Source organism: Streptomyces sp. NPDC002867, from assembly GCF_053591895.1.
Genome location: NZ_JBSFUR010000040.1, coordinates 1 through 20,661, shown reverse-complemented (window position 1 = coordinate 20,661; position 20,661 = coordinate 1). Strand labels below are relative to the sequence as shown.

At 69.6% G+C, this 20,661-nt stretch carries 20 protein-coding genes and 1 pseudogene; 2 read left to right on the top strand and 19 right to left on the bottom strand.

The window, feature by feature from the left end; translation table 11 throughout:
- Positions 1-273 precede the first annotated feature (273 nt).
- The 15 genes from ACWD0A_RS27560 to ACWD0A_RS27490 all read right to left on the bottom strand — a co-directional run bounded on the left by ACWD0A_RS27560 (position 274) and on the right by ACWD0A_RS27490 (position 15,557).
- Positions 274-750 carry a hypothetical protein gene (locus ACWD0A_RS27560; protein WP_451302357.1) on the bottom strand — a complete coding sequence of 159 codons (477 nt, stop codon included), beginning with the start codon at positions 748-750 and terminating at the stop codon, positions 274-276.
- Positions 751-1,095: 345 nt separating this feature from the next.
- The gene (locus ACWD0A_RS27555; protein ID WP_451302355.1) at positions 1,096-1,806 is read right to left on the bottom strand and encodes a class I SAM-dependent methyltransferase; all 711 of its coding nucleotides are present in this window, start codon (positions 1,804-1,806) and stop codon (positions 1,096-1,098) included.
- A 252-nt stretch (positions 1,807-2,058) separates the two neighbouring features.
- On the bottom strand, positions 2,059-2,535 hold the full coding sequence (locus tag ACWD0A_RS27550; protein WP_451302353.1) for an NUDIX domain-containing protein: 477 nt from the start codon (positions 2,533-2,535) through the stop codon (positions 2,059-2,061).
- Positions 2,532-3,416 (bottom strand): phosphotransferase, encoded by an 885-nt coding sequence (locus ACWD0A_RS27545; RefSeq protein WP_451302351.1) that lies wholly within the window; start codon positions 3,414-3,416, stop codon positions 2,532-2,534. The genes ACWD0A_RS27550 and ACWD0A_RS27545 overlap by 4 nt, the downstream gene beginning before the upstream one ends.
- 138 nt (positions 3,417-3,554) lie before the next feature.
- Entirely contained in the window at positions 3,555-5,444 is a 1,890-nt protein-coding gene (locus tag ACWD0A_RS27540) for an ABC transporter ATP-binding protein (RefSeq protein WP_451302349.1), read from the bottom strand.
- A gap of 272 nt (positions 5,445-5,716) precedes the next feature.
- Positions 5,717-6,874: a hypothetical protein gene (locus ACWD0A_RS27535; RefSeq protein ID WP_451302347.1), complete on the bottom strand. Its 1,158-nt coding sequence runs from the start codon at positions 6,872-6,874 to the stop codon at positions 5,717-5,719.
- Positions 6,858-7,688 carry a thiopeptide-type bacteriocin biosynthesis protein gene (locus tag ACWD0A_RS27530; protein WP_451302345.1) on the bottom strand — a complete coding sequence of 277 codons (831 nt, stop codon included), beginning with the start codon at positions 7,686-7,688 and terminating at the stop codon, positions 6,858-6,860. The genes ACWD0A_RS27535 and ACWD0A_RS27530 overlap by 17 nt, the downstream gene beginning before the upstream one ends.
- A gap of 19 nt (positions 7,689-7,707) precedes the next feature.
- Positions 7,708-8,949 (bottom strand): lanthionine synthetase C family protein, encoded by a 1,242-nt coding sequence (locus ACWD0A_RS27525; RefSeq protein ID WP_451302343.1) that lies wholly within the window; start codon positions 8,947-8,949, stop codon positions 7,708-7,710.
- The gene (locus tag ACWD0A_RS27520; RefSeq protein WP_451302341.1) at positions 8,946-11,855 is read right to left on the bottom strand and encodes a lantibiotic dehydratase; all 2,910 of its coding nucleotides are present in this window, start codon (positions 11,853-11,855) and stop codon (positions 8,946-8,948) included. Before ACWD0A_RS27520 ends, ACWD0A_RS27525 begins: the two co-directional genes overlap by 4 nt.
- An 82-nt stretch (positions 11,856-11,937) precedes the next feature.
- A complete protein-coding gene (locus ACWD0A_RS27515) occupies positions 11,938-12,120 on the bottom strand; it encodes an FxLD family lanthipeptide (RefSeq protein ID WP_451302339.1) in 183 nt (60 codons plus the stop codon).
- A gap of 67 nt (positions 12,121-12,187) precedes the next feature.
- On the bottom strand, positions 12,188-13,393 hold the full coding sequence (gene fxlM / locus ACWD0A_RS27510; RefSeq protein WP_451302337.1) for a methyltransferase, FxLD system: 1,206 nt from the start codon (positions 13,391-13,393) through the stop codon (positions 12,188-12,190).
- A gap of 232 nt (positions 13,394-13,625) precedes the next feature.
- A complete protein-coding gene (locus ACWD0A_RS27505) occupies positions 13,626-14,324 on the bottom strand; it encodes a hypothetical protein (RefSeq protein ID WP_451302335.1) in 699 nt (232 codons plus the stop codon).
- Complete coding sequence (locus ACWD0A_RS27500; protein WP_451302333.1) at positions 14,321-14,521, bottom strand: DUF5999 family protein; 201 nt, start codon at positions 14,519-14,521, stop codon at positions 14,321-14,323. The genes ACWD0A_RS27505 and ACWD0A_RS27500 overlap by 4 nt, the downstream gene beginning before the upstream one ends.
- A 131-nt stretch (positions 14,522-14,652) precedes the next feature.
- Positions 14,653-15,051 (bottom strand): DUF6415 family natural product biosynthesis protein, encoded by a 399-nt coding sequence (locus tag ACWD0A_RS27495; RefSeq protein WP_451302331.1) that lies wholly within the window; start codon positions 15,049-15,051, stop codon positions 14,653-14,655.
- Complete coding sequence (locus ACWD0A_RS27490; protein WP_451302329.1) at positions 15,048-15,557, bottom strand: ATP-binding protein; 510 nt, start codon at positions 15,555-15,557, stop codon at positions 15,048-15,050. The genes ACWD0A_RS27495 and ACWD0A_RS27490 overlap by 4 nt, the downstream gene beginning before the upstream one ends.
- Before the next feature lie 161 nt (positions 15,558-15,718).
- Between ACWD0A_RS27490 and ACWD0A_RS27485 the strand changes: the two genes are divergently transcribed.
- Both ACWD0A_RS27485 and ACWD0A_RS27480 read left to right on the top strand, forming a co-directional pair.
- The gene (locus tag ACWD0A_RS27485) at positions 15,719-17,122 is read left to right on the top strand and encodes a helix-turn-helix domain-containing protein (protein ID WP_451302327.1); all 1,404 of its coding nucleotides are present in this window, start codon (positions 15,719-15,721) and stop codon (positions 17,120-17,122) included.
- Between the two features lie 23 nt (positions 17,123-17,145).
- Positions 17,146-17,997: an aminoglycoside phosphotransferase family protein gene (locus ACWD0A_RS27480; protein ID WP_451302325.1), complete on the top strand. Its 852-nt coding sequence runs from the start codon at positions 17,146-17,148 to the stop codon at positions 17,995-17,997.
- A gap of 27 nt (positions 17,998-18,024) precedes the next feature.
- Here the strand turns inward: ACWD0A_RS27480 and ACWD0A_RS27475 are convergent, their stop codons facing one another.
- The 4 genes and pseudogenes from ACWD0A_RS27475 to ACWD0A_RS27460 all read right to left on the bottom strand — a co-directional run.
- Complete coding sequence (locus ACWD0A_RS27475; protein ID WP_451302323.1) at positions 18,025-18,303, bottom strand: hypothetical protein; 279 nt, start codon at positions 18,301-18,303, stop codon at positions 18,025-18,027.
- Between the two features lie 255 nt (positions 18,304-18,558).
- Positions 18,559-19,362 (bottom strand): class I SAM-dependent methyltransferase, encoded by an 804-nt coding sequence (locus tag ACWD0A_RS27470; RefSeq protein ID WP_451302321.1) that lies wholly within the window; start codon positions 19,360-19,362, stop codon positions 18,559-18,561.
- A gap of 334 nt (positions 19,363-19,696) precedes the next feature.
- Positions 19,697-20,455: an IS21-like element helper ATPase IstB gene (gene istB / locus ACWD0A_RS27465; RefSeq protein WP_451302319.1), complete on the bottom strand. Its 759-nt coding sequence runs from the start codon at positions 20,453-20,455 to the stop codon at positions 19,697-19,699.
- Positions 20,452-20,661, bottom strand: a pseudogene (locus ACWD0A_RS27460) (IS21 family transposase); the annotation flags it as partial. The gene istB and the pseudogene ACWD0A_RS27460, both read right to left, overlap by 4 nt.

Below are 20,661 nucleotides of genomic sequence, written 5' to 3'. Positions count from 1 at the left end.
TCTTAAGGCTTGCGTCGGGGATGAGGATACGTGAGTCAGGGCGATGCTTTACACCTTTTGGTTCGGCTGACCGCCCCCGTAGCAGTGACTGGCGGGGCGGTCGGCAGCGGGCCGGCGGCCCGCATGAGTTCGCCGCTTGGAGGTCTCGAGGCGGCGGTAGGCCACCGGTGAACGCAGCTACTCGACGGTCGAGCGCTGCGGCTGAACTCGCAGTGGCGACCAGGCCACCGTCCACGCGCGACATGCATTGCGGCCGCTCGGGAGTCAGCAGCCTCAGGCCACCGACTGTTTGCCGCGCAGTCCGGTCGGCGGAAAGGTGCGCCCGGCGCCTGACTGCAGGTGCCGGCGCTCGCCGCCGCCGCGCCCGGTTCCTGGAGAGAGGGGCTGGACCCTCTCAGAGCGCACGCTCCTGCGCTGCAAGGGAAGGCGGTCGTCCACCCGGCGCGGCCGTGGTCGGGAGCCGCTGCGGCCGCAGCCCAACCGTGCGGCCGGGCCGATGCCTTGCTCCTCGCACAGCTCCACGACCTCGACCGTGGCCAGGCGCCGGCCGAGTTCGGCGCGCAACTCGGTGATGCCGAAGTCGAGAGTCGTGGCGCCAACCGGACCCTTCAGGCCCCGGGTGTCGATCGCAACCCGGGCGTTGCCCAGGGTGAAGTTAGGGATCACACGCGTCCGCAGGGGATCCCGCAGGCGGGCCTCCCGGATGGCGTCGGCGGCCGCGTGCCTGTCGAGCTCGATGTTCGCGCTCATCCGCCGGACCTCCCGGTGCCGATTGCTGGTTGCCCGCTTTGAGTCCTTGTTCGTGGCCGGAGCTGAACATAGGCCGGCTCTTAAGACGGTACAGACCTCTCGCGCACCGTGCAAGTCTTAAGAGGCGGGAACCGTCGCCGCGGATGATGCGAGGAGGTCGGTACGCCAGGAAGATCGTCAATTCAGGAGAAAGCGCGATCTCCGCGCAGATTTGCCTCCCTTCATGTACGTTCGCCCTAGGCCCCGCGTCCCCCCGTACGCGGGGCCTTCACCTTGGCCCACCAGGGCGGGCGGGCCAACGACCGCCGAGGGGCTGGTGCCCGTCGGCCCGTTGCGCGTCTGGCCCTACGGCAGCTGCTCCGCTGCAGGGGGCAACGGGCGGTGGGCCTGGATCAAGGTGCAAGACAGCGCTGTGTCGCCCTCGGTAGCCGTGAGGACGTCGAGCTGGTCGACGACGAGGCCCTGTTCGGCGAGCAGCCCCGCCCATAGATCGGGACTGAGCACCCACATGTGGACAGAAAGCGGATCGCCGCCGGCCAACGGCAGGATTTCTGGCCGGGCGACAACCGACGTCGAAGGAGGTCGGCCGCTCGAGTTCGTGTGCAACGCAGAGAAGACCAGCCGACCGCCTTGCCTGAGTGCCGGCACCAAAGCCGGCAACAGGCGGTGCGGGTCGATGTAGGGAATGCCGTGGATTGAGTAGACGACGTCGTACGGCTCCGCCTGCATCAGGTGGACGACGGCATCGGAGTGGATCAGCCGGAGGCCCGGCTGCCGGCTGTAGCGAGCGACGGCGCGCTCATGCTGAGTGCGTGATGCTTCGACGGCATCAATGGGATATCCCAGTCGGGCAAGGTGGGCGGGGTACTTGCCGATACCGGATCCGATGTCCAGCACGCGGCGGTCCGCCAAGTCGCCGAGCACCTCCTCGGCGGGGCCCGTGGGCCAGTACCCCCAGGCGAGACGGTCGACGTCAGGGACCTTGGTGCCCCGGGCCGTGTGGTGAACCCCGTAGCGGTTCCAGGCGGTGGCGGTCTGCTCTTCGATGTCCAGCACGGGTTGCTCCTCGAGTGTGTGGTTCAGGGGCGGAGTGCGTAGCAACGGAGAACGTTTAGATCGGCAGTTCGGACGGCGGACCAGCCCGCGGTGAGCGCTTCGACCTCGGCAGGAGTGATCCCGAGGTTGGTGACGCGGGCAGGGCGATGGCGCTCACCGCCGACCCGGACAGGCTCGCGGCCTCACTGCCGAGCAGATTCCGGAAGGCCGGGATCGCCCAAGCGGAGGTCCGCGGGGGCCGGGCAACGACCGTCATCCCGCCTCACCCCCGCCTGCCAGCTCCGGGGCGACGACGTTGGCGTACCGGCGCCCGGCGGCGAAGTGGCGCAGGACCTCGTGGGTGAAGGGGTGGCAGTCGGTGGGCGGGCCAGCGGGGTGGACCCAGACCAGCTCGCTGTGGGTGCCTGGCTCCCGGTTGTACGGCTCGCCCTCCCAGCTGTTGGCGAGGAACACGACGCCCGTCACCCGTTCCCCGTCCGCGGCGTGGAGATGGGTGAGCTGGCAGAACTCAAGCCGGTCCAGTGCGATGTGGACGCCGGTCTCCTCGGCGAGCTCGCGTGCCGCGCCTTCGTCGAAGAACTCACTGGCTTCGAGCCGACCGCCGATCAGGGTCAGCAGGCCGGGTGAGTGCCAGGAGTTCGGCTGGTGCCGGACCGTGAGCACCCGTCCGTCACTGGGGCGCTGGAGCAGCACCATGACGTGGACGATGCTGCGGTGGGCGTCGCTCACGGCCTGTTCTCCCTCATGAGCCGGTCCAGGGTCCGCCGGCCCCGGCCGGTGACTTCTGGGTGGTTGTTGTCCAGACCCCAGGCCAGGCAGTTGACCGCGTCCAGCGCGGTCAGGCAGCGCAGCGCGTGCCGCTCGGCGCAGGTGAGGTCCCGCCCGTACCCCTGGAAGAACGCCTTCTCGCGGTCGGGGTGGTCGAGCCACTCGGTCACGGCGAGGATGACGAGGTCTTGCACGCGGGCGGCCGGGCGCGTGTGCTCGAAGTCGACGAGCGCGAGCCCCGCCGGAGGTACCAGCCAGTTCCGCGGCTGGTTGTCACCGTGGATGTAACCGACGGGCACCGGGCCGACGCGGCGGAGCTGGGCGGCATGGTCGCGGATCATCTGCTGCTCGTCCGGGGTGAGCCGAGCCCCGGTACGGGCCAGGTACTTCTCCGCTCCCTCGGCTGCGACATTCAGGGACGCCTCGGCCTCCGTCCGGTCAGAGCGGTCGAGTTCACCGGCTTCGTGGAGGCGGGCGCACAGCACGCCGGCCTGCCGGTGCACGGCCCGCCACTCCCCGGTGGTCAAGGCGAGCCCCGGCGCCGGTGCGCCGGGCACCGCGGTGAGGAGCAGGACCAGGTCCTCCGCACGGCTGTCGACGAGGTCAGGCGCCCGGCTGTGGCCAAGCACGGGGACGATGTGGCGGTAGGCCCGGGTCTCGCGGGTGAAGAACTTCTCGCTGGGCGAGACCTTCACATACCAGTGGGGTGCACCGCTGCCCTCCAGTTCCCACACCTTGGAGCGGTACCAGTCGTGTGAGGCGTCGCGTACGGCCACGACGGGCCCGATCCGCTGCTCCGCCCAGCGCTGCACCGTCGCGGGCAAGGGTTTCGTCCGCCTCACGCCGCGCACCTGCCGCGCGGACGCGAAGCGGTCAAGGAACGGGGCACGCGGCCGTCGACAGCGGCGAGGGATGGGGGCACGGCTCCTCCTTGGCGGCGCCCGTCCCGCCGGGCGGCAGGACGGGTGGGGCGAAAGCGATCAGCGATCCTGGGACAGCTCGAGCAGCTCGGCGAAAGTTCCGCCGCAGTGGACGAGGTCGTCGTAGCGGCCCTGTTCGGTGATCCGGCCGTGCTCCATCACGACGATGTGGTCGGCGATCCGTGTGTTCTCCAGGCGGTGGGTGACCACGATGGTGATGCGGTCTGCGGCGATGGCCTTGATCTGCTCGAAGATCTGGTGCTCTCCACGCGGGTCCATCTGGGAGGTGGGCTCGTCGAGGATCAGCAGCTCGGGCCGTCGGTACAGGGCCCTGGAGCAGGCGACGCGCTGCCACTGGCCGCCGGAGAGCTCCGAGCCGCCGAAGACGTCGCGGGCCAGGAGGGTGTCCAGGCCCGCGGGCAGTTCCTCGACGGCTTCGCGCAGGCCGACCGCGTCGACGGCTTCCCACACCGGCGCGTCGTCGTGGGTGCGGGGCTGGCCGAGGGTGATGTTCTCGCGCACCCGCAGTGGCCACTGGGCGAAGATCTGGGGTACCAGGCCGGTGTTCGACCAGACGGTGGCGGGGTCGGCGTCGGCGAGGTCGGTGCCGTTCCACGTGACCTTCCCCTTGTCCGGGAGGTAGATCCCCGTGAGCAGGCGGGTGAGCGTGGACTTCCCCGAGCCGTTCGCGCCGACGATCGCGAGGATCTGGCCGCGCTCCAGCGTGAGGGAGACACCGTCCACGGCGGGCTTGTCCTTGCCGGGGTACTGGTAGACGACCTCCTCGAGCCGGATCTCCTCGACCGGCGCGGTGAGCTCGCGGGGGCCGCGCCGGGGCGCGCGGGCGGAGGCGTCGTCGAGGAAGGACTGCATGTCGCTCAGGTACAGGCTGGTGTGGAACACGGCGGCCCCGTTGATGACGACCTGTGAGAGGGCGGCGAGCGTGGTCTGCACGGCGATGACGGCCGTGGCGGCGACCGCGAGTTCGATCCGGCCGGTCACGGCGAGCCACGCGAGGGCTCCCCAGGTCGCGACCAGAAACACACCGCCGGCCAGCGCCGAGAGCAGAGCGATCCGCAGGGTCCGCGGCGCGGCGGCCAGGGTGCGCCGGTCACACCGGTCGGACAGTGCCCGGTACCAGAACACCAGGTAATCGGTCATCGAGTTGGCGCGGACCTCGTCGCCGTACTTCGACGTGGTTGCCCACCAGCGCATCATGCCGCGCACGTTGCGGTCGGACACATTGGCGTAGTGGATCTCGTAATCGACCCGGGCGGTCAGGATGGCGCCGACACCGGCCGGCAGCACCGCCAGGAGGAGCAGCGGCAGCATCAGCACGTTCAGCACCGACAGCACACCGCCGGCGGTGACCATGCGGATCAGCGCGGACAGGAACCGCTGAGAGTCGGTGACCATCACGTGGGTGCGGATCACCCCCATCTCGGCCGCTTCCTGCCGGTCCGAGAACCCGGCCTCCGCATATGCCGCGGCTTCGACCCGGCACACCGCCTCGACCAGCGCGCTGTCCGTCTCCGTGGTCAGGCGGGGCGTGATCCGCCGCTCCGCATACGTGGCCACCGCTCCCGCGCCGCGGCCCAGCGCGGCGGCGAGCGCCACCACCAACAGCGCGGGCAGGGCCCCGCGCAGCCGGTCGGAGGGGGGCCCCTCACCGAGGACGGGTTCCATGGCGCGAGCGGTAGCGGCGAGCAAGACGGCGGCCGCCATCCCTGTGACCACCTGGCAGCCGACGAGGATCTGCACGGCGCGTCGATCGGTCCGCCACGACAGCCGGGCGATCCTGCCCAGGACGGCCGGGATCTGCGCGCACATCCGCCGGAAGCTGACCTCGGCGAGCGGATTGACGGAGTACTGCCCGCTGTAAGTGATCTCCGCAGGCGGCGGTGGAGGAGGAGCGCCGTTCTGTTTGCTGCGGGCTTCTGCCGAGGTCATCCGGTCCCCCTGGATCGCCGATTGGACGCTGTCGGGAGCTCAACGACAGCGGGCGGAATATCGAACACACGTGTTTCAGACGCGACCGAATCCGCATGACTGCGGGAGATTCGGAGCGTGGGCAATGCACCGACCCGTGCCGTGCACGCATGCCACTCAGCGGGCCAATGGCCGAAACGCCGATGCCCACGCCGCCTCAGCTGGGCCCGGCGCCCTCGAACGCAGAGGCGCGCTCGACCCGGCCGGGTCCGGGCGCTGGCCGCGGTCTGGTTTCAAGATCGTTCTTGCTCGATCGTGCGGCCGCTCGGAATGCGGGGCGCGGGGCGCGACTCCGTACGGGCAACGCATTCCCGAAGCGTGCGGCTGCTGGAACGCAGCGCCGCGAAGAGTTGGTCACGCAGTTCGTCGGGGAGCTTCCCTGTACCGAGCGAGCAAGCGTCCACGATGTCCTGACAATTCTTCTGCTGGCCGTCACTCGCGAGAGCGGTGAACAAGGAATGCGTCAGGCTCTCCCGGGCGGCGTATCCGTCGTTCAGTTTCGTCGCTCGGCGGTGCAGTTCATTGACGACCCGGCGCGCGGAGGGCTCCTCGCTGCTGTCGGCGACATCCAGGATCGTCAGTCCGAGCCGGGCGTAGAAGACGGCCATCCCTGGTTCAGGCTCCAGCTCTGCGTAGATGTCCGCCAGCCCGTGTGCGTTGCGGTCGACCGGTTGCCCGGCAGCGCGCCGGCACAGTGCAGTCAGGCACGCTGTCACCGCCTGCTCCCGTGGTTCACCGGGAACGGTGTCCCCAAGGAGCGTTGCGCCGCGGTCCGGGTCACCCGCGGCGAGGGCGGCGAGGACGGCGACTTGGCGACCGTCGAGCATGCGCTGTCCGATGCCGCGGTGCGCCTCGACGTGGGCGAGGGCTTCGGTCCAGCGGCCGGCAGCGGTCAGGGCGCGAGTCCCGTCGGTGAGGATGACGCTCCACAGCCACGCACGGACCTCTTGGCGGTCGTCCGCGGCTACGAGGTCAGCGGGTATGGCGATGTCCTCGACCTGGACGTCGCTGCCGGTGGTGACGGCGTCGAACAGTGTCTCGAGGTACTGGAAGGCGTCGTCGGCTCGCCCGGCGCGGATGTGCAGGCGTGCGAGGTTGACGACGGGTTCGAGGGCGCGGATTGCGGCCTTGCCGGAGAGCGGGGCGGCGTGCAGGTAGGCAGCAGCATGCTCGTGGCACATCGTGCGGGCGATGTCCGGGGTGCCTACGTCGGAAGCGATCAACGCGGCCTGGTTGTAGACCGTGGAGGCCACGCTCGGATCGCCGAGCCTCGCCGCGGTGTCGGCGAGTTCGGTCAGCGCATGCACCCGCTGTGGCAGAGGGAGGCAGGCGGGGCGGGGGCGGGCGACGAGCGGGAAGCGCTGGGCGATGGCGTCAGGGAGTTTCCACACGGTCGGCGGCGCTCCTCTCGATGGTGGGGTCGAGGCCCAAGATGGCTGTCCTGGCGGCGACTGCGAGGGTGGCCTGCGTGTCATAGGGCAGGCCGAGCCGGTTCCAGGCGAAGAGCACGTGATGGGCCAGGACGTCTCGCAGGCCGCGGCGAAGCTGCCCGGAATGTGCGAGGCGGACCAGGTCCCCTCCGGCGTCGGTGTAGGCCCGGGCCCATCCAGCAGCGTGGGCCAGTTTCCCGCCCGTGCACATGAGTTCTTCCCCGTTGACGGAGACGAGCCGGTGCACGGCAGCCTGCAGTCGATCAATGCTGTCCCGGGCGACGCCGGTGGGCACTGCGCGGTGGGCGGCGACACGTGCCCACACGTCGCCCTGCTCGTACCAGTCGAGTTCGGCGGAGCGCATCAGGAGGCTGCACAGCATGAGGGATAGCTCGCGCCGGTGTCTGCCGGCGGCGCCGCCGAGGTGGTCGATCAGGCAGCGGCTGTCGCGGTGGAAGAGGCGGTGCGCGGATGCCATGGCCTCGGTGCCGCCGAAGGCGTGGACCTCGGGTTCGTAGATGATCTCCGTCCATCCGCTGATGTGCCTCTCGGCGACCACCGCGTCCAGGCCCGGGCCGAGGCGGTCCTGCGCGCCGGCGACGGGCAGGTAGCGCACGCGCCAGCACGGGCGTTTACGGACGATGAACCACGCGGTGAGGGCGCCTTCGTCCTCCGCAGTGCGCAGGAGCGGGGCGATGTGGGCCAGGGCGATTGTCTCGGCGCGCTCCCAGTCCGGGAAGGCGACATTGGCCTGGCGCCAGGTGGATGAGTTCATGAGGCGGCTCCGGGGGTGTTCACGCCAGTGCGAGGAAGGTGTCCCAGTGCGGTGCGGGCGCGCTGCCCGTTCCGAGGGTGTGCAGGGCGAGGGCTGCTCCGGCGGCTCCGTCGAGGAGTTCCGGGTCGTGGCCGCCCTGGTCGAGCGTGGTGATCAGGCGGTTGGCCAGGATCGGCAGCTCCGCAGTGATGGCGGTGTTGCCGGTCTCGGTGGCCATCCGCCAAGAGGCGTGCAGCAAGCCGGCCGTGCCGTGGCACAGGCCGATCTCGGGAACATTGTCGAGTTGGAGCGGGTCGCGCAGAGTTGTGAGGATCGCGCTCTCGGCTGCCTGTACGCGTGCCGGGTCGCGGAGGGCGAGTCCGGCCAGCTGCTGGGCGCGGGCGGTTCCGCTGACGCCGTAGCACCAGGAGGGCCGGGGGCGAAGGTCCGGATGGACGTGCCCGTCGCTTGCCTGCTCCCTCGAGATCAGCCCCGGCCACCATGGTCCGGCTTCATCTCCTTGGCGCCACTGGTCCATCCAGGCGCAGATCCGTTTGACCGCGTCGACCATGCCGGGTACGGCCAGGTCGCGCAGCAGGGACTGTGACAGTACGGACAGGGTGGAGCCGATGCCGTGGGAGAGTCCGAAGTTCCCGTGGCCCTGGAGGTAGTCGGCGCTGGGTGCACCGGTCGGTCCGACGTTCATCCACCACGGCGGCAGCCCGGCCGGATCGGGCAGAGGTTCGGTCAGGCGTACCAGGTAGGACAGGACGTCACGGGTGATCTCGTGGTGCGGGTGTCGGCTCAGGTGGTAGGCGGCCAGCCCGGACAGGCCTTGGATCAGGTCGAACTCTTCCATGGGTGGACGCTCGGCGTGGTCGATGCGCCGGTGGGCGGCGGCCAGGCGGGTCCGGGTGACGGTGAGGGTCGCCTCGCCCAGGCGCTCCAGGACGCGCAGGTACCGGCTCGATGCGCCGGCCGCGAGGTGCGTGATGAAGGCGAGGGCCGGAGCACCGAAGTACAGGTTCGCGTTCGCCGCTGCGCTTACTTCGCCGTGCACGGCCGCGGCCAGCCAGGTGTGCGCGGTGTCCCAGTCGCCGCGGCCGGCCCGGGCGCGCTCGATGTGCAGCAGGGCGATGCCGGAGGCGCCTCCGGCGAGCGACTGCGGCCAGGCGCGGCCGCCGCTGGGTCGGCCGCCGGGCCACACGGTGTGCGGGTCGGCCAGGGCGTGGGCCAACTGGTCGGCGGTCGACAGCGCGGTGGTGGGAGCTGCGGTGGTCACGGTGTCCTTGTCCTCCTTGCTCGGGCCGTCCAGCTCAGGGCGGCGGCTCTGGCCAGGTGCAGGTGTGTGCGTTCCTCGGGCAGTCCCGGCCCGTGCATCCGGACGTGGTGGAGGTGCAGTAGGTCCGGCAGCATGTCGTCTGGGTTCGTGTCCGCCTCTGAGAGCGCGTGGCGGTAGACGGCCAGTGCCTCGCGCCGCGCTGACCAGGCCGCATTGACCGCCTTGTCCAGGCCGGCACGGGGTGCGTTCACCAGGTCGACGGCTTGGCGATAGACGGCGCGGGGCGGAGCGGCCGGGTCCGTGCGGGTGTGCTCGATGAGCCAGTTCATCGCCGCGGCGCGGTCGCCGAGAAGGCCGGTGGTGATGTCCACCATGCTTGCGGCCGTCACCGCGCGGGGGTTCGGCGCGCCCGTGCGGGTTTGAGCGGCGAGTTGGGCCAGAGCGGCGGAGGAGTCGGCGGCGAAGTACCGCTCGGCCGCGTCGAGTGCGGTGGGGCCGCCGAACCGCGCGGTCTCCGGGTGGTAGGTCTCCACGCTGGCGTGAGTGATCAGGCCCTGGCGCCGGAGCCGGCGAGCCCACTCCCCGATGTGCTCGAAGACAGTGCCGAGGGTGCCGGGCGCGCAGGTCAGACGAACGCGAAGGTGGTCCTCGGGGTCTTGGTAGCGGACGAACCACCATCGGCGGTCATCCAGTTCCGCGAGCAGGGTCGGCAGGTGCCGGGTCAAGAGCGGGTTCTGCCGGTCACGATGTCCGTGGAGCTGGAGGTAGATGCGGTTGTCGCAGCCGGGCAGGTGGCCGTGCTCGCGGGAGACGGCGTAGCCCGCTGTCCGGACGGGGGCGACTGATTGGGCTGCTGCGGCCAGGGGGATGACGACTTCGTGGGCGCGGCCGCCGGTCCATCCCAGGTCCCTGGGCCCGGGCGCGGGGCGGAGCGTCACCTTGCCGTCGCGGTCCAGGTGCGTGCGGAGCAGGGCCCGGTGTGAGGGCTCCGTCAGGTCGAGGGCCATGCACTGGTCGGCCTCGCTCAGGTACACCCGTTCGGGCAGGCGTACGTCGCGGCACCATCGCGTCAGGGCCTCGTCCCATTGAGGCCACGGCGTCGACGTGGCGGGCAGGTCGTCGCGGTCGAGGAGCCAACGGGCCGGGGACAGGATCGTCTGCCGGTAGCGGAGTGCCGGCAGGAACGGCAGGTTGGAGGCGGCGCTTCCCCACATGAATCCCGTGCAGGGGACGGCCAGCGCGACGGGTGCCTCGGCCAGGAACCGGGCCAGCGGATGGGAGTGGTGGCCGAGGTCCACTGCGTTGAGCAGCAAGGTGTGCACGGGGCGGCGGCGGGAGAGTGAGACCAGGTGCAGCCGTTCGGCGTCGGCGGTGACCGCAAGGTCCGTCACGGGGACGACCTTGGTCTCCGGGCTCTGGTAGTCGCCGAGCGAGATCACCAGTTCGGTCGCCTGCGGGGCGCGCGCGACGTTCTCCGCACGTAAGGACAGCGGGGTGGAGCTGATCTGCGCGACGAGCGCACCGTGATGCACCCCGGGCAGTCCGGCGTACACAGCGGTCATACGGCGGCGGTCCTCGTCGTCCAGCAGGCCCAGGAAGCGGCCGGTGGTCGCTCTCGCCGATCGTGCCACCCCGACGACGTGCAGAGTGAACTCACCCTTCTGGAGGGCGGGAACGCTCGCGGCGTCGATGCGGATGGTCAGCTCGGTACTCGGCTGCACGGGGTGGCCAGGATCGGTGGTCGCCAGCTCCTCCAACGCAGCGTCGTCGAGCTCCACTTCAAGGCGGCCCTGCATCCCGGCGGTGTGGGCGAGCTTGATGAGTCGGCCGTCGCGGTCAGGCAGCGGCGAGGACGCCGGCGCGGTCGTGGACCCGAGGTAGCCGGACGGGTACCCGAGCGCATCGATGGCGTCCACGACAGGAACGACCGCCCGCGGCCCGTACCGCTCAAGAAACCGGCTGTGCCAGTCGGCCCAGCCGGTCAACGCCGCACGGGGCGCGAGGCGGGTGAGTGCCTTCGCTGCGGCTGCCGCCTCCAGGGCAACCGACTCCGGGACGGTCAGGTCCCAGCCCACCCGCAAGCCCAGCGCCGGCCTAGGGATTCCACGTAACTCCGCTACCTCGGCGGGCGCCAGGTGCTGCGCATGTCCGAGGAGGAAGGCGAGCGGGTCGGTGACCGTCATCCCAGGGCGGAGACTGGTGAGCAGGACCCGCTGCTCGACCAAGCCCGCGAGAAGCTTGTCGACCGCGGCGGGCGTCGCGGCCGGGAAGGCAGCGGACAGCTTGGCGGCGAGGTCGCTCCACAGGACCGGAGTCCGGGCTCCATCCAGGGCTTCGCGGACCGGCGCCGTCAGTCGGATCTGCACGTGCTCCGGGCCTTTGCCGGACGTGCCGCTCGCGCGATGCTCGATCACGACGTGGCCGTCGCGTTCGAGGGCGAGGCTCGAGGCCAGCAGCATCAAGTGGGGCCGCAGGCCTTCGTGTTCCTCGAACCGGTCGACGAGGGCCGCGATGCGTGCAGCGTCAGGTCCGGCGACGGCCATGCGCTCGGAACTCACTCGCAGCGCGGCCACGGCGCCTATTCGCGCGGCCGCGACTCCGGCGAACAGCCCGAACGGAGTGGCGCGCGTACGGGCACGCAGCAGGTACCGCAGGACGGAGAGCACCGTGCGGCGTACGACGGGCTCCGGCACCGACCGGCCGGCACAGATCTGGTCCACCCGTGTTGCGAGGTCCGGACTGGCGGCTGTGACGGCGGCGGCGAAGTCCTCCGACCAGGTCAGTCGAAGCCAGACCCGCCACGATGCCGTGTTCGCGGACGGGCCGGTCAGGTCCGGCCAGAGTGTCTGGCGGTCGGGGCTCTGCGCGGATGCCCGGACCGCTGCTGCGTCAACGTAGCGATACACACGCCCTCCTGTGGCTGCGCGGTGCCCGGCCGCGCCCTGAAGCGGACGCGGCCGGGCACTGCTGTGAACTGGTTCGGTGCTGCTACGGGCAGCTCACGCACGCGGTCGCGCACGTGGAGTTACAGCCGTCGCTCGTCAGGCGGATGAGCTGGTCCGCGGCCGGGCCGCCCTCGACGATGGTGATGTCCAGGTCGAAGCCGGCGAGGTCCTGCTGCTCGGCGGCCGGCTGCGCGGGCGCAACCGGGCGATCCATCTGAACGGTCATGCGTGCCTCCTTGGGGCAGTTGGTTGATGGTGCACGGCCCGGATCCCCACAACGGGGCCCGGGAGTCTCAGTGCCAGGTGGCCGTGACGATGCCGTGGCGTCGCAGTACGGCGTCCTGGGGCAGGGGGGAGGGGGCGGGGCCCGGCAGGTACCGGAACGTCGCGGCTCCCCGGCGGCGATGGTCGGCGGCCCAGCGGCGGAGGAGGCTCACATACTCCTCGGCGAGGATTTCCGCATGTGGGCCGTGGGCGATCACGCCGCTCTCGAAGCCGCCGGTGTCCCCGTTCTCCCGGCGGGTGCGGTAGGCGATGCTGTCGTCGCTGACGAGGGCGGGCACGCCCAGCCGGGCGGAGGCTTCGACGAGCCCGCGCTCGATGACCTCCTGGTCCGCGTGCAGCCGGGCCACGCTGGACAGGTTGAGCGTGAGGTACAGCTCCAGCTCGTCGGGCAGGTCGTAGGCCGCGCCCGACCAGCGCTCCAGCCGCGCGGTGTCGAGGGCGCGGTCCAGCGCTTGGCCGTTGAGGGGCACTCGGACGTCGTCGGTCTGCAGGGCGATGCCGTTCCGCAGCATCGCCTTGCGTTCCTCGGCAGCGCCTTCGCCCTGCATCGGCACGAAATGCGCCAGGCCGTAGGAGCGGCTGATCAGGCCTTCACCGTCGCGGTCGAAGGCGATCGAGCGGGTCGTGCCGCACACGGTCAGCGGGACGACGAGCCGGCCCATCTCGGCGAGTCCGTCGATCCACGACGGGGGGATGTCCCACGCGGCCGCGGTGACGATGATCCGGTCGTACGGGGCGCCGTCGGGGACGCCGCTCTCGCCATCAGCGACGACGGTCTTCACCTGGGTGTATCCGGCGTCGTCCAGGCACAGGCGCGCACGGTCGATGATGTCCCGATCGATGTCGACGGTGGTGACGTCGCCCTCACTGCCGACGAGTTCCTGCAGATACGCCGCGTTGACGCCGCCGGAGCCGATCTCCAGGACCTTCATGCCGGGCTCGATGCCAGCCTGCTCCAGCATCACGGCCTGGAGGTGGGCAGCGGACATGACGCTGATGTCCAGTCCGTGTTCGTCCTTCTTGACCGGCACGGTGCGGTGCAGGTCGTAGGCAAGCGCAACAGGCGCGTCCGGCGCGAACCGGTGCCGCGGCACTGCGGCAAAAGCAGCGGCGACGGGCTCGGACTTGATCCCGTCCTGCTCGCGGAGGGCGCGAACCATGTCCGCACGCAGTACGTCGGGATCGCGGACCGTCGAGTCGTCAATGGCAGTCATCCGATTACCTACTTCTGTTTGGGAGGTTGGTGCTTGCGGCAGCGCAGCTCGGCACGGTGGTCAGCGAGGACGCTAGCCACGACCCCGCTTCTTGGGGGCGGCTACGCGCTGCAGCGCGGGGTAGCTGCTGGAGTTCGACTGGAACTGAACGTTCTTCCTCCTCTGGAACAAGTTGGGCGTGTGGGAAGAGCCAATGGGGAGAGGACTCCTCCCCACTGCGGCCTGCCGGGCCTCACACGGCAGCCCCGTTGCTAGTCAGGGCGCCCGCAGCTACGAGCTCGCTCACGTCGACCGGTGTGCAGCCATGCAGGACGACGACGTCCCGGGCGGCCAGAGTCCATGGCAGCCGCTCATCGTCGTAGGCCACGAAAGTCAGGTCCTGGTCGTCCTGGCCGGGGAGCGGCAGCAGAGCCTTCGGGTCGTACACGATGCCGGCGACGCCCCACGCAGGGGCGTAGTCCACCAGCGCCGCCACGTGTCCCTTCCGCAGATGAGGACAGTCCTGCGCGGCCTCGATAGCACAGTCGCGGTGAATGGGCGGAACTGCCGTCTTCTCGCCTTCGGCGATCGGTCGGGCCGCCTTGTCACGCATGAGGAAGAGGTGCCGGCCATCCGGCTGCCTGGCAGGTCGGCCGCAGACTTGGCACAGCATGTGGTGCATCGCCTGACGCTGTCGCAGCGCATGCACGCTGGCGAGCTGCGGGCCTCCGATGCCGCGTGCCGACGGAACTCTCACCCACAGCGCGCCGTTGCGGCGATCGGTGCGGTCGTCTTCGTCGGCGTAACCGATACCCCGGCCTCTGGAGCCGATCCCCGGAACGATGGCCGCGACCAGGGGCTGCTCCCTGGTCCAGGGGGCGATCCAGGGGACGCGCAGTCCGCGCCAGGAGAACTGCCTGGGGCCTGCGCCCACCGTGCTGCGAGTGCTCATGCGGCTGGGCGTGTGGTCGGCGTTGCGCGGCTTGGCCGAACGACGCAGCCCTGCGGTACCTGTGCGCCAGAGGTGTCGAAGACGACGAGTCCGTTGCACAACAGCGACCACCCGAGTGTCTCGTCACTCTGCACAACGTGTGCCGCTTCACGGTCAGATCCCGTGGCTGACGGACAGGGATGTTCATGCGTGCACATCGCGTACTCCCGTTTCGGCTGAGGGTTGCCCTCCTCGACCGGTCGATCCGCGGGGGTTCGGAACCCGACCGGTCGAGGAGGGGGCTGGTGGGCGCCTGCTTTGGTCTGGCAGCAGAAGCGCCTATTCGGCGTCAGTCGGACAGCCGAACGTAGTTGGCCTCGACAAGTGCTTCGAGGAGGTCGTGCGTGGCCCACGCGAGATGCCGGAGACCGCCCAGAGACACACGGGCTTCTCCTGCCTGCACAGCGGTCAGCTCCTGCGCACGTGCGACCAGCGGGTGAGCAGCGGCGGCCGGGTCGGCGTCGATGGCCACGCGGACGAGATGACCTAGTGCGCTGCTGAGGCGCTCGATGAGGACGTCGACCAGCTCGTCTGGAGGCGCGTGCTCCTCCAGGACCTGGTTGAGGTCGTCGAAAACTGCATCGGGCACGCGGGGATCGGTTCGCCGCAGTGCGGTGAGCGCTCGTAACAAGGTGTCGGCCTGCCAGGGGGCCTCCCACCGCGGCGCTGCCGTGACCGTCGAGTTCATCGGACACTCCATCCGCTCTCCGGCCGGTCGTCGGCCGGCTCGCAATGGGCGATCAGGAGGTTGACCCACACGTCCTTGCCAGCCGGGTGGGGAGAGACGCCGTAGTCGTCGGCGATGGCCTGCAGGAGGAGCAGCCCGCGGCCGCTCTCGTCGTCTGCAGTTGGATGCTGCGCTGCCGGCCGGCGCGGGTCGGTGTCGCGAACATTCACGCACAGCCCGCCTGGGAGCCGCTGTACGAGGAGCTTTGCCGGGCGCCGACCGTGCCGGTCAGGCGGGGTGTGGTCGTGCACGTTGGTCAACAACTCGCTGACGGCGAGCTCTGCCCGCTCCATGAGGGTGTTCATCGGAGGTCCCCATAGCTCCAGGTGTGCGGCAACGATGCGACGAACTGAGGAGACGGCGTCGGGCGTCACGTCCAGACTCATGTCGAGCTGTCCGGGAACGCTTGCCGTGACGGCTCGCGCGGCGGCACCGGTCACTGTGGAAGCAGTGAGGGGAGTGGGCATCGCAGTTCCGTTCGGTCTGTCCGAACCTCATCGTCGGGGTCCGGTAGCGGTGTGTACTGGGTACGAACCGTTCAGCAACCATTGAGGCAGCACGGGCCGTGCTCGTGCAGTGCCTGATGCCGACACCGTGAGATATCGGCATCACGACGTCGGGGGCGCTCATGCCACAGCCGGAGAAGAAGCTCGATCCCGCGCAATCACCCCAAGCCTGGTTCGGCTGCGAACTGCGCCACCGGCGAAAGCAAGAAGGCCTCTCGGCCCGGCAGCTGGGACATTTAGTGCAGGTCAGCGACGATGTCATCCTCGCTGTCGAGAAGGGCAGGTACCCGAGTTGCCAGCAGGCGCTCGCGCTCCAGCTCGACACCGTCCTGGACACCGGCGGCGTCTTCGCGCGCGCGTGGCCCATGGCCTTCGGATCTGATGCCGACAAGAAGCGCGCCGATGCCGATAAGCAAGACGAACGCCCCGTGAAGGACCCCAAACCAGTTGCCGAAGACCGCATCCTGAGCAGAGACACATCAGCACCTCTGACCGGGAGCCCCGTGCCTGTGGACCGTCGTTCCTTCCTTCAAGCAAGCGGTCTCGCCGCGCTCGTGCCCACCGACCTCGTGCAGCTGGTGTCCCCCGCGACACCGGCGCAGCAACCGCAGACGATCCGGGCACAGGACATAGATCAGGTGCTCGGCATCGCCAACAGCATCAGCCGCTGGGACAACTCCTTCGGCGGCGGCGGGATGGTCCGCGATGTCTCCAGTCGTGCGATGCAGTGGGCCGCCGGCCTGCTCTACGCCGACTGTTCCGACGTCCTGCGGCCCGAACTGTTCGCCGCAGTGGCGCGGCTGGGCATCGTCGTGGGGGCCAGCGCGTTCGACGCCTACGCGCACGACGACGCCCGCCGGACATGGCGGTTCGCCGCCGAGTGCGCGGAAGAAGCCGGCGACTGGCATTTGAGGGCCAAGACCTACTCGTTCCTGGCCAGGCAGGCGGTCTGGGTGGGGGAGCCGGACGAAGGCCTCACGCATGCGGAGAAGGGCCTCGTTCGGTCCGACCGGCTCACGGCCACCGAGCGGGCGATGCTGCACACCGCCCGGGCACGAGCGTTCGCCAAGATGAAAGATGTCCAGAACACCCTGGCGGCTGTCGGGCAGGCCGACGACGCGTTCGCCGACCGCAACGCGGCTGAAGACCCGCTCTGGATGGCCTATTACGACGAGGCACAGCACGCGGGCGACACCGCGCACGCCCTCTTCGACCTGGCGGTCCTCGCCGGGCAAGACCCTGGGAAGGCCGGACAGCGGTTCGCCCTCGCCGTACAGGGGCACGACCCGGCCTTTCGGCGCTCACGCGCCATCTCCCGGACCAAACTGGCCGCCCTGACGATGGCCAAGGGAGATCCGCGGCAGGCCGCCCGGATCGGGCACGACGCCCTCGACGAAGTCGGCCGCCTCACCTCCCGGCGCGCCGTAGACGACCTGCGACAACTCGGTAGGTTCGCCGGAGCGCATCCCAAGGTTCAAGACGCCATGGACCTCAGGGAACGGATCGCGGCTACCGTGCGGGCATGACTACAGCGGCCGCCTCCCGTCACGTGCTCGAAGCGGCCTGCGCGTCCGCCGGGCTTGAAGCAGCCGGCGCTGACCCCGTACGACTTGCCGAGAACGAGATATGGCGACTGCCCCGCGGCCTCATCGTACGGATCGCTCCAACTGGCCAGTCGGCAGCCGCCCAGCGTGAGGTACAGGTCGCGGCCTGGCTCGCTCAGCATGAAGTTCCTGCCGTGCGAGTTCATGACGTACCGCAACCCCAGTTCGTGCGCGGCCGGCCGGTAACGTTCTGGAATGAGCTGCCGCCTCATGAGCCGGGGAGCCCGCTGGACATCGCCAGTGTCCTGAAGCGCCTGCACAGCCTCCCCGCACCGGACTTCGACATCGGCACCCTGGACCCCTTCGTAAGGATCGCCGAACGCATCGACGCGGCAGCCACCCTCCACGAAGACGACAGGCTGTGGCTCCACGAAAGACGAGCGGTCCTGCTCGAGCAGTGGAGACACCGGCCGACGGGCATGGCCGCGTCCGCCGTTCACGGAGACGCGTGGGCCGGCAACTTCGTGCGAACCGCGACCGGCCCGGTGATGCTGGACCTCGAGCGGTTCTCCCTCGGACCGCCCGAATGGGACCTGGTGTCCACCGCCGTGAAGCTCACCACCACCGGAGCCGTCACTGCTGCCGAATACGCCGACTTCTGCCATGCCTACGGCGCCGACGTCACCGCTTGGAGCGGGTACGAACTCTTCGCCTCGATCCGCGAATTGCGCATGGTCACCTACGCCGCCCAGCACGCCGCAACTCGCCCTGAATGGCGTGCTCAGGCGCAGCACCGCGTTGACTGCCTGCGCGGGCGTCTCGGACCGCGGCCGTGGCACTGGCGAGGCATCGCGTAGGCAGCGTGCTGGCGTTCAAGTGCGGCCCTAGAAGGCTGGCTCCACGCTCGTGTGCGAGTGATCGGCGTAGCTGCTCGAACGGATCCGCAGCCGGTAGTCGCAGTCGACAGGTGCGCCTGGCCGAGTGTCGAGCTCGTCGAGCATCAGGACCAGCGCATTCTCGTCGGCGAGTTCCGCCGCGAGGTAGGTGCCGCAGGCGCAAGGGGCGATGAGCGTGAGGACGTGCTGTACGTCCCCGTCCTCCCCGCTCTCGACACGCCGGGTGTAGTGCAGCCACCAGCCGCGGCGGCCATCGTGGGAACCCAAGTACGCGACGGCGCAAGCCTCGAGAAGCATCTGTGGACGACCGCGAAATTCCCCAGGCGGAAGTTCACGTAATTCCCCAGCTACTGACGTGAGCTGACGGTGAGGCAGACCGTGAGCTGTTTCCAACCTCAGGTTGAGCAGGTCAGATGCAAGGTGAGGACCGCACCCGCAGCAACCGCTTCAAGCGCTGAACACTTCGCGAAGCGCTGCAGGCGGTCGCGAGCTGGCAGGTCGGCAACGACGACGAAAGGCGGATCAGCGCGCCGGCTCAGACGTGCCTCGCGCCTGGTCGCGGCTGGCGACCACCAGGTATCCATCGCTCTCGGGGTCGAAGGTGGTGGACTGCACCGTGAGCCCGACGCTCCGCAACTGTGCCACGAGGTCCTCGTACCGGTAGGGCCAGATGGACAACCGCTCCGAGCAGGCTCGCACTGCCCCATCCGGCTCGATCTGGGCGACCACGATCTCGAGGAAGTGTTCCTGCTCCCAGTGCTGCTCGATCTGCCAGTAGTAGCTGACGACCGCATCGCGGTCGTTGCGGCGGATGAGTCGATCGCGGACGTCTACCCGTGAGCCGGCGGAGCGCACGAGCTCCCAGTTGCGTGAGTGGAGCACAAGGCGTCCGCCCGAATTCAGCAGCCGCGACATCGCGTCCAGTGCGGTCAGGCGCCCGGCTGCGCCCTTGGCGTGCCCGAGCGAATTGCCGACGCAGAACACCAGATCGAACGTGGAGTCCTCCAGGTGGTCGGGCAGCTCGTCCCAGCTCGCGCGGAGGGCTCGAAGCGAGACACCCTGCTCGTCGGCAGCCTTCTCGGTCCGGCGAACCATCCCATCACTGGCGTCTGCGGCGACCACGTCAAGGCCAAGACTCGCGAGACCGACGGCGAGCTGGCCGGTTCCACACGCGCAGTCGAGGACGCGCGCGTTGGGCGGCAGAGAGCCCACGACATTGCTGTAGTAAACCGCGGCTGCCTTGGCGGGGGTCAACCTGTCGTCCCCGATCAGCCACTCGTATACGTCGGAAAGCGCCCCATAACCAGCCACCGCGATAACCTCCATCACTCGACGACACGCGGCTAGACCGCGCCTGCGATTCGGACCTTGCGCCTCGCACTGTGCCGGGCCGTGTCAGCGAAGCATTGAGGAGGACCCAACCAGTTCCGGCCGCTGAGACTCCACCGGATTTCGTGGGAAACCGCGACACGCCGCACCGACGCAGGTCCCCACTCCACCGGCGCCCCAACGGCCACGATGGGGACCGCGGCCGGCAAGCGCGCGTTCACTGCGGAGCGCTTTAGACACAGCCATCCAAACTGATTGCCGAAACGCCGCGTCCGGATGAAGGGCCGCCAGGGAGCGCCTCTACTGCCACGTATCCGTCCACCGGTTTTTCCTATTTGGTCTTGTCGGTGGGGTTCCTGGGCCGCTTGTTCGGGCGGTAGCTAGGCCCGTTCATGATCACCTGATGGCTGGTGTTGATGAGCCGGTCCAGGAGAGACTCGGCGACGACGGGGTTAGGGAAGAGGGGATACCAGTCGCTGGGCGCCCTGTTGCTGGTGATGATCAGCGAGCGTCCCTGCCGCTCGGAGACGAGCTCATAGAGGTCGTCGGCCTGGGCCGCGGACAGCTGGCGCATGGCGAAGTCGTCGAGGATGAGGACGTCAGGGCGGACGAGTTCACGGATCCGTTTCTCCCATGTGCGGTCCGCGTGGCCGCCGGCGAGGTCAGCGAGGATGCGGCTGGTCTTGGCGAAGCGGACGTGGGCGCCCTGGCGGACGGCGAGGTGGCCGAGGGCCTGGGCGATGTGGGTCTTGCCGACGCCGACGGGGCCGAAGAGGATGACCGATTCGCCGGCGTGGAGCCAGCGCAGGGCTCCCAGGTCGCGGATCTGGGCGGCGGGCAGTTTCGAGGAGGCGGTGAAGTCGAACTCCTCCAGGGTGACCTGCTGCTCGAACTTAGCCCGCTGCAAGCGCCGTTGGAACGCGACGGTCTCCCGGCGGGTGATCTCGTCCTGACAGAGGACCTGGAGGAAGTCGAGGTGGCCGAGCTCGCCTCCGTGGGCCTGGGCGAGGCGAGCGTCGAGGGTCTCCAGCATGCCTGACAGTCGCAGGGCCTTGAGCGACTCCCGCAGGGCGGCGTCCATCACGGTCATCGGCCTTCCACCTCGGCTTCGTCGTGCACCTGATCGTCGTGGTCGTCATCCGTCGCGTCGGGGGTCGCGACGGTGGCGAAGAGCCGGGCGGGGCCGTGCAGGAAGGCGGCAGCCCCGGCATCACCGCTGGTCTCGGGCTCGGGGTCGGTTTCGGTGCCAGCGATGAGGATGCCCTTGATGGTGCGGTAGGACGGGTCGCCAACCGC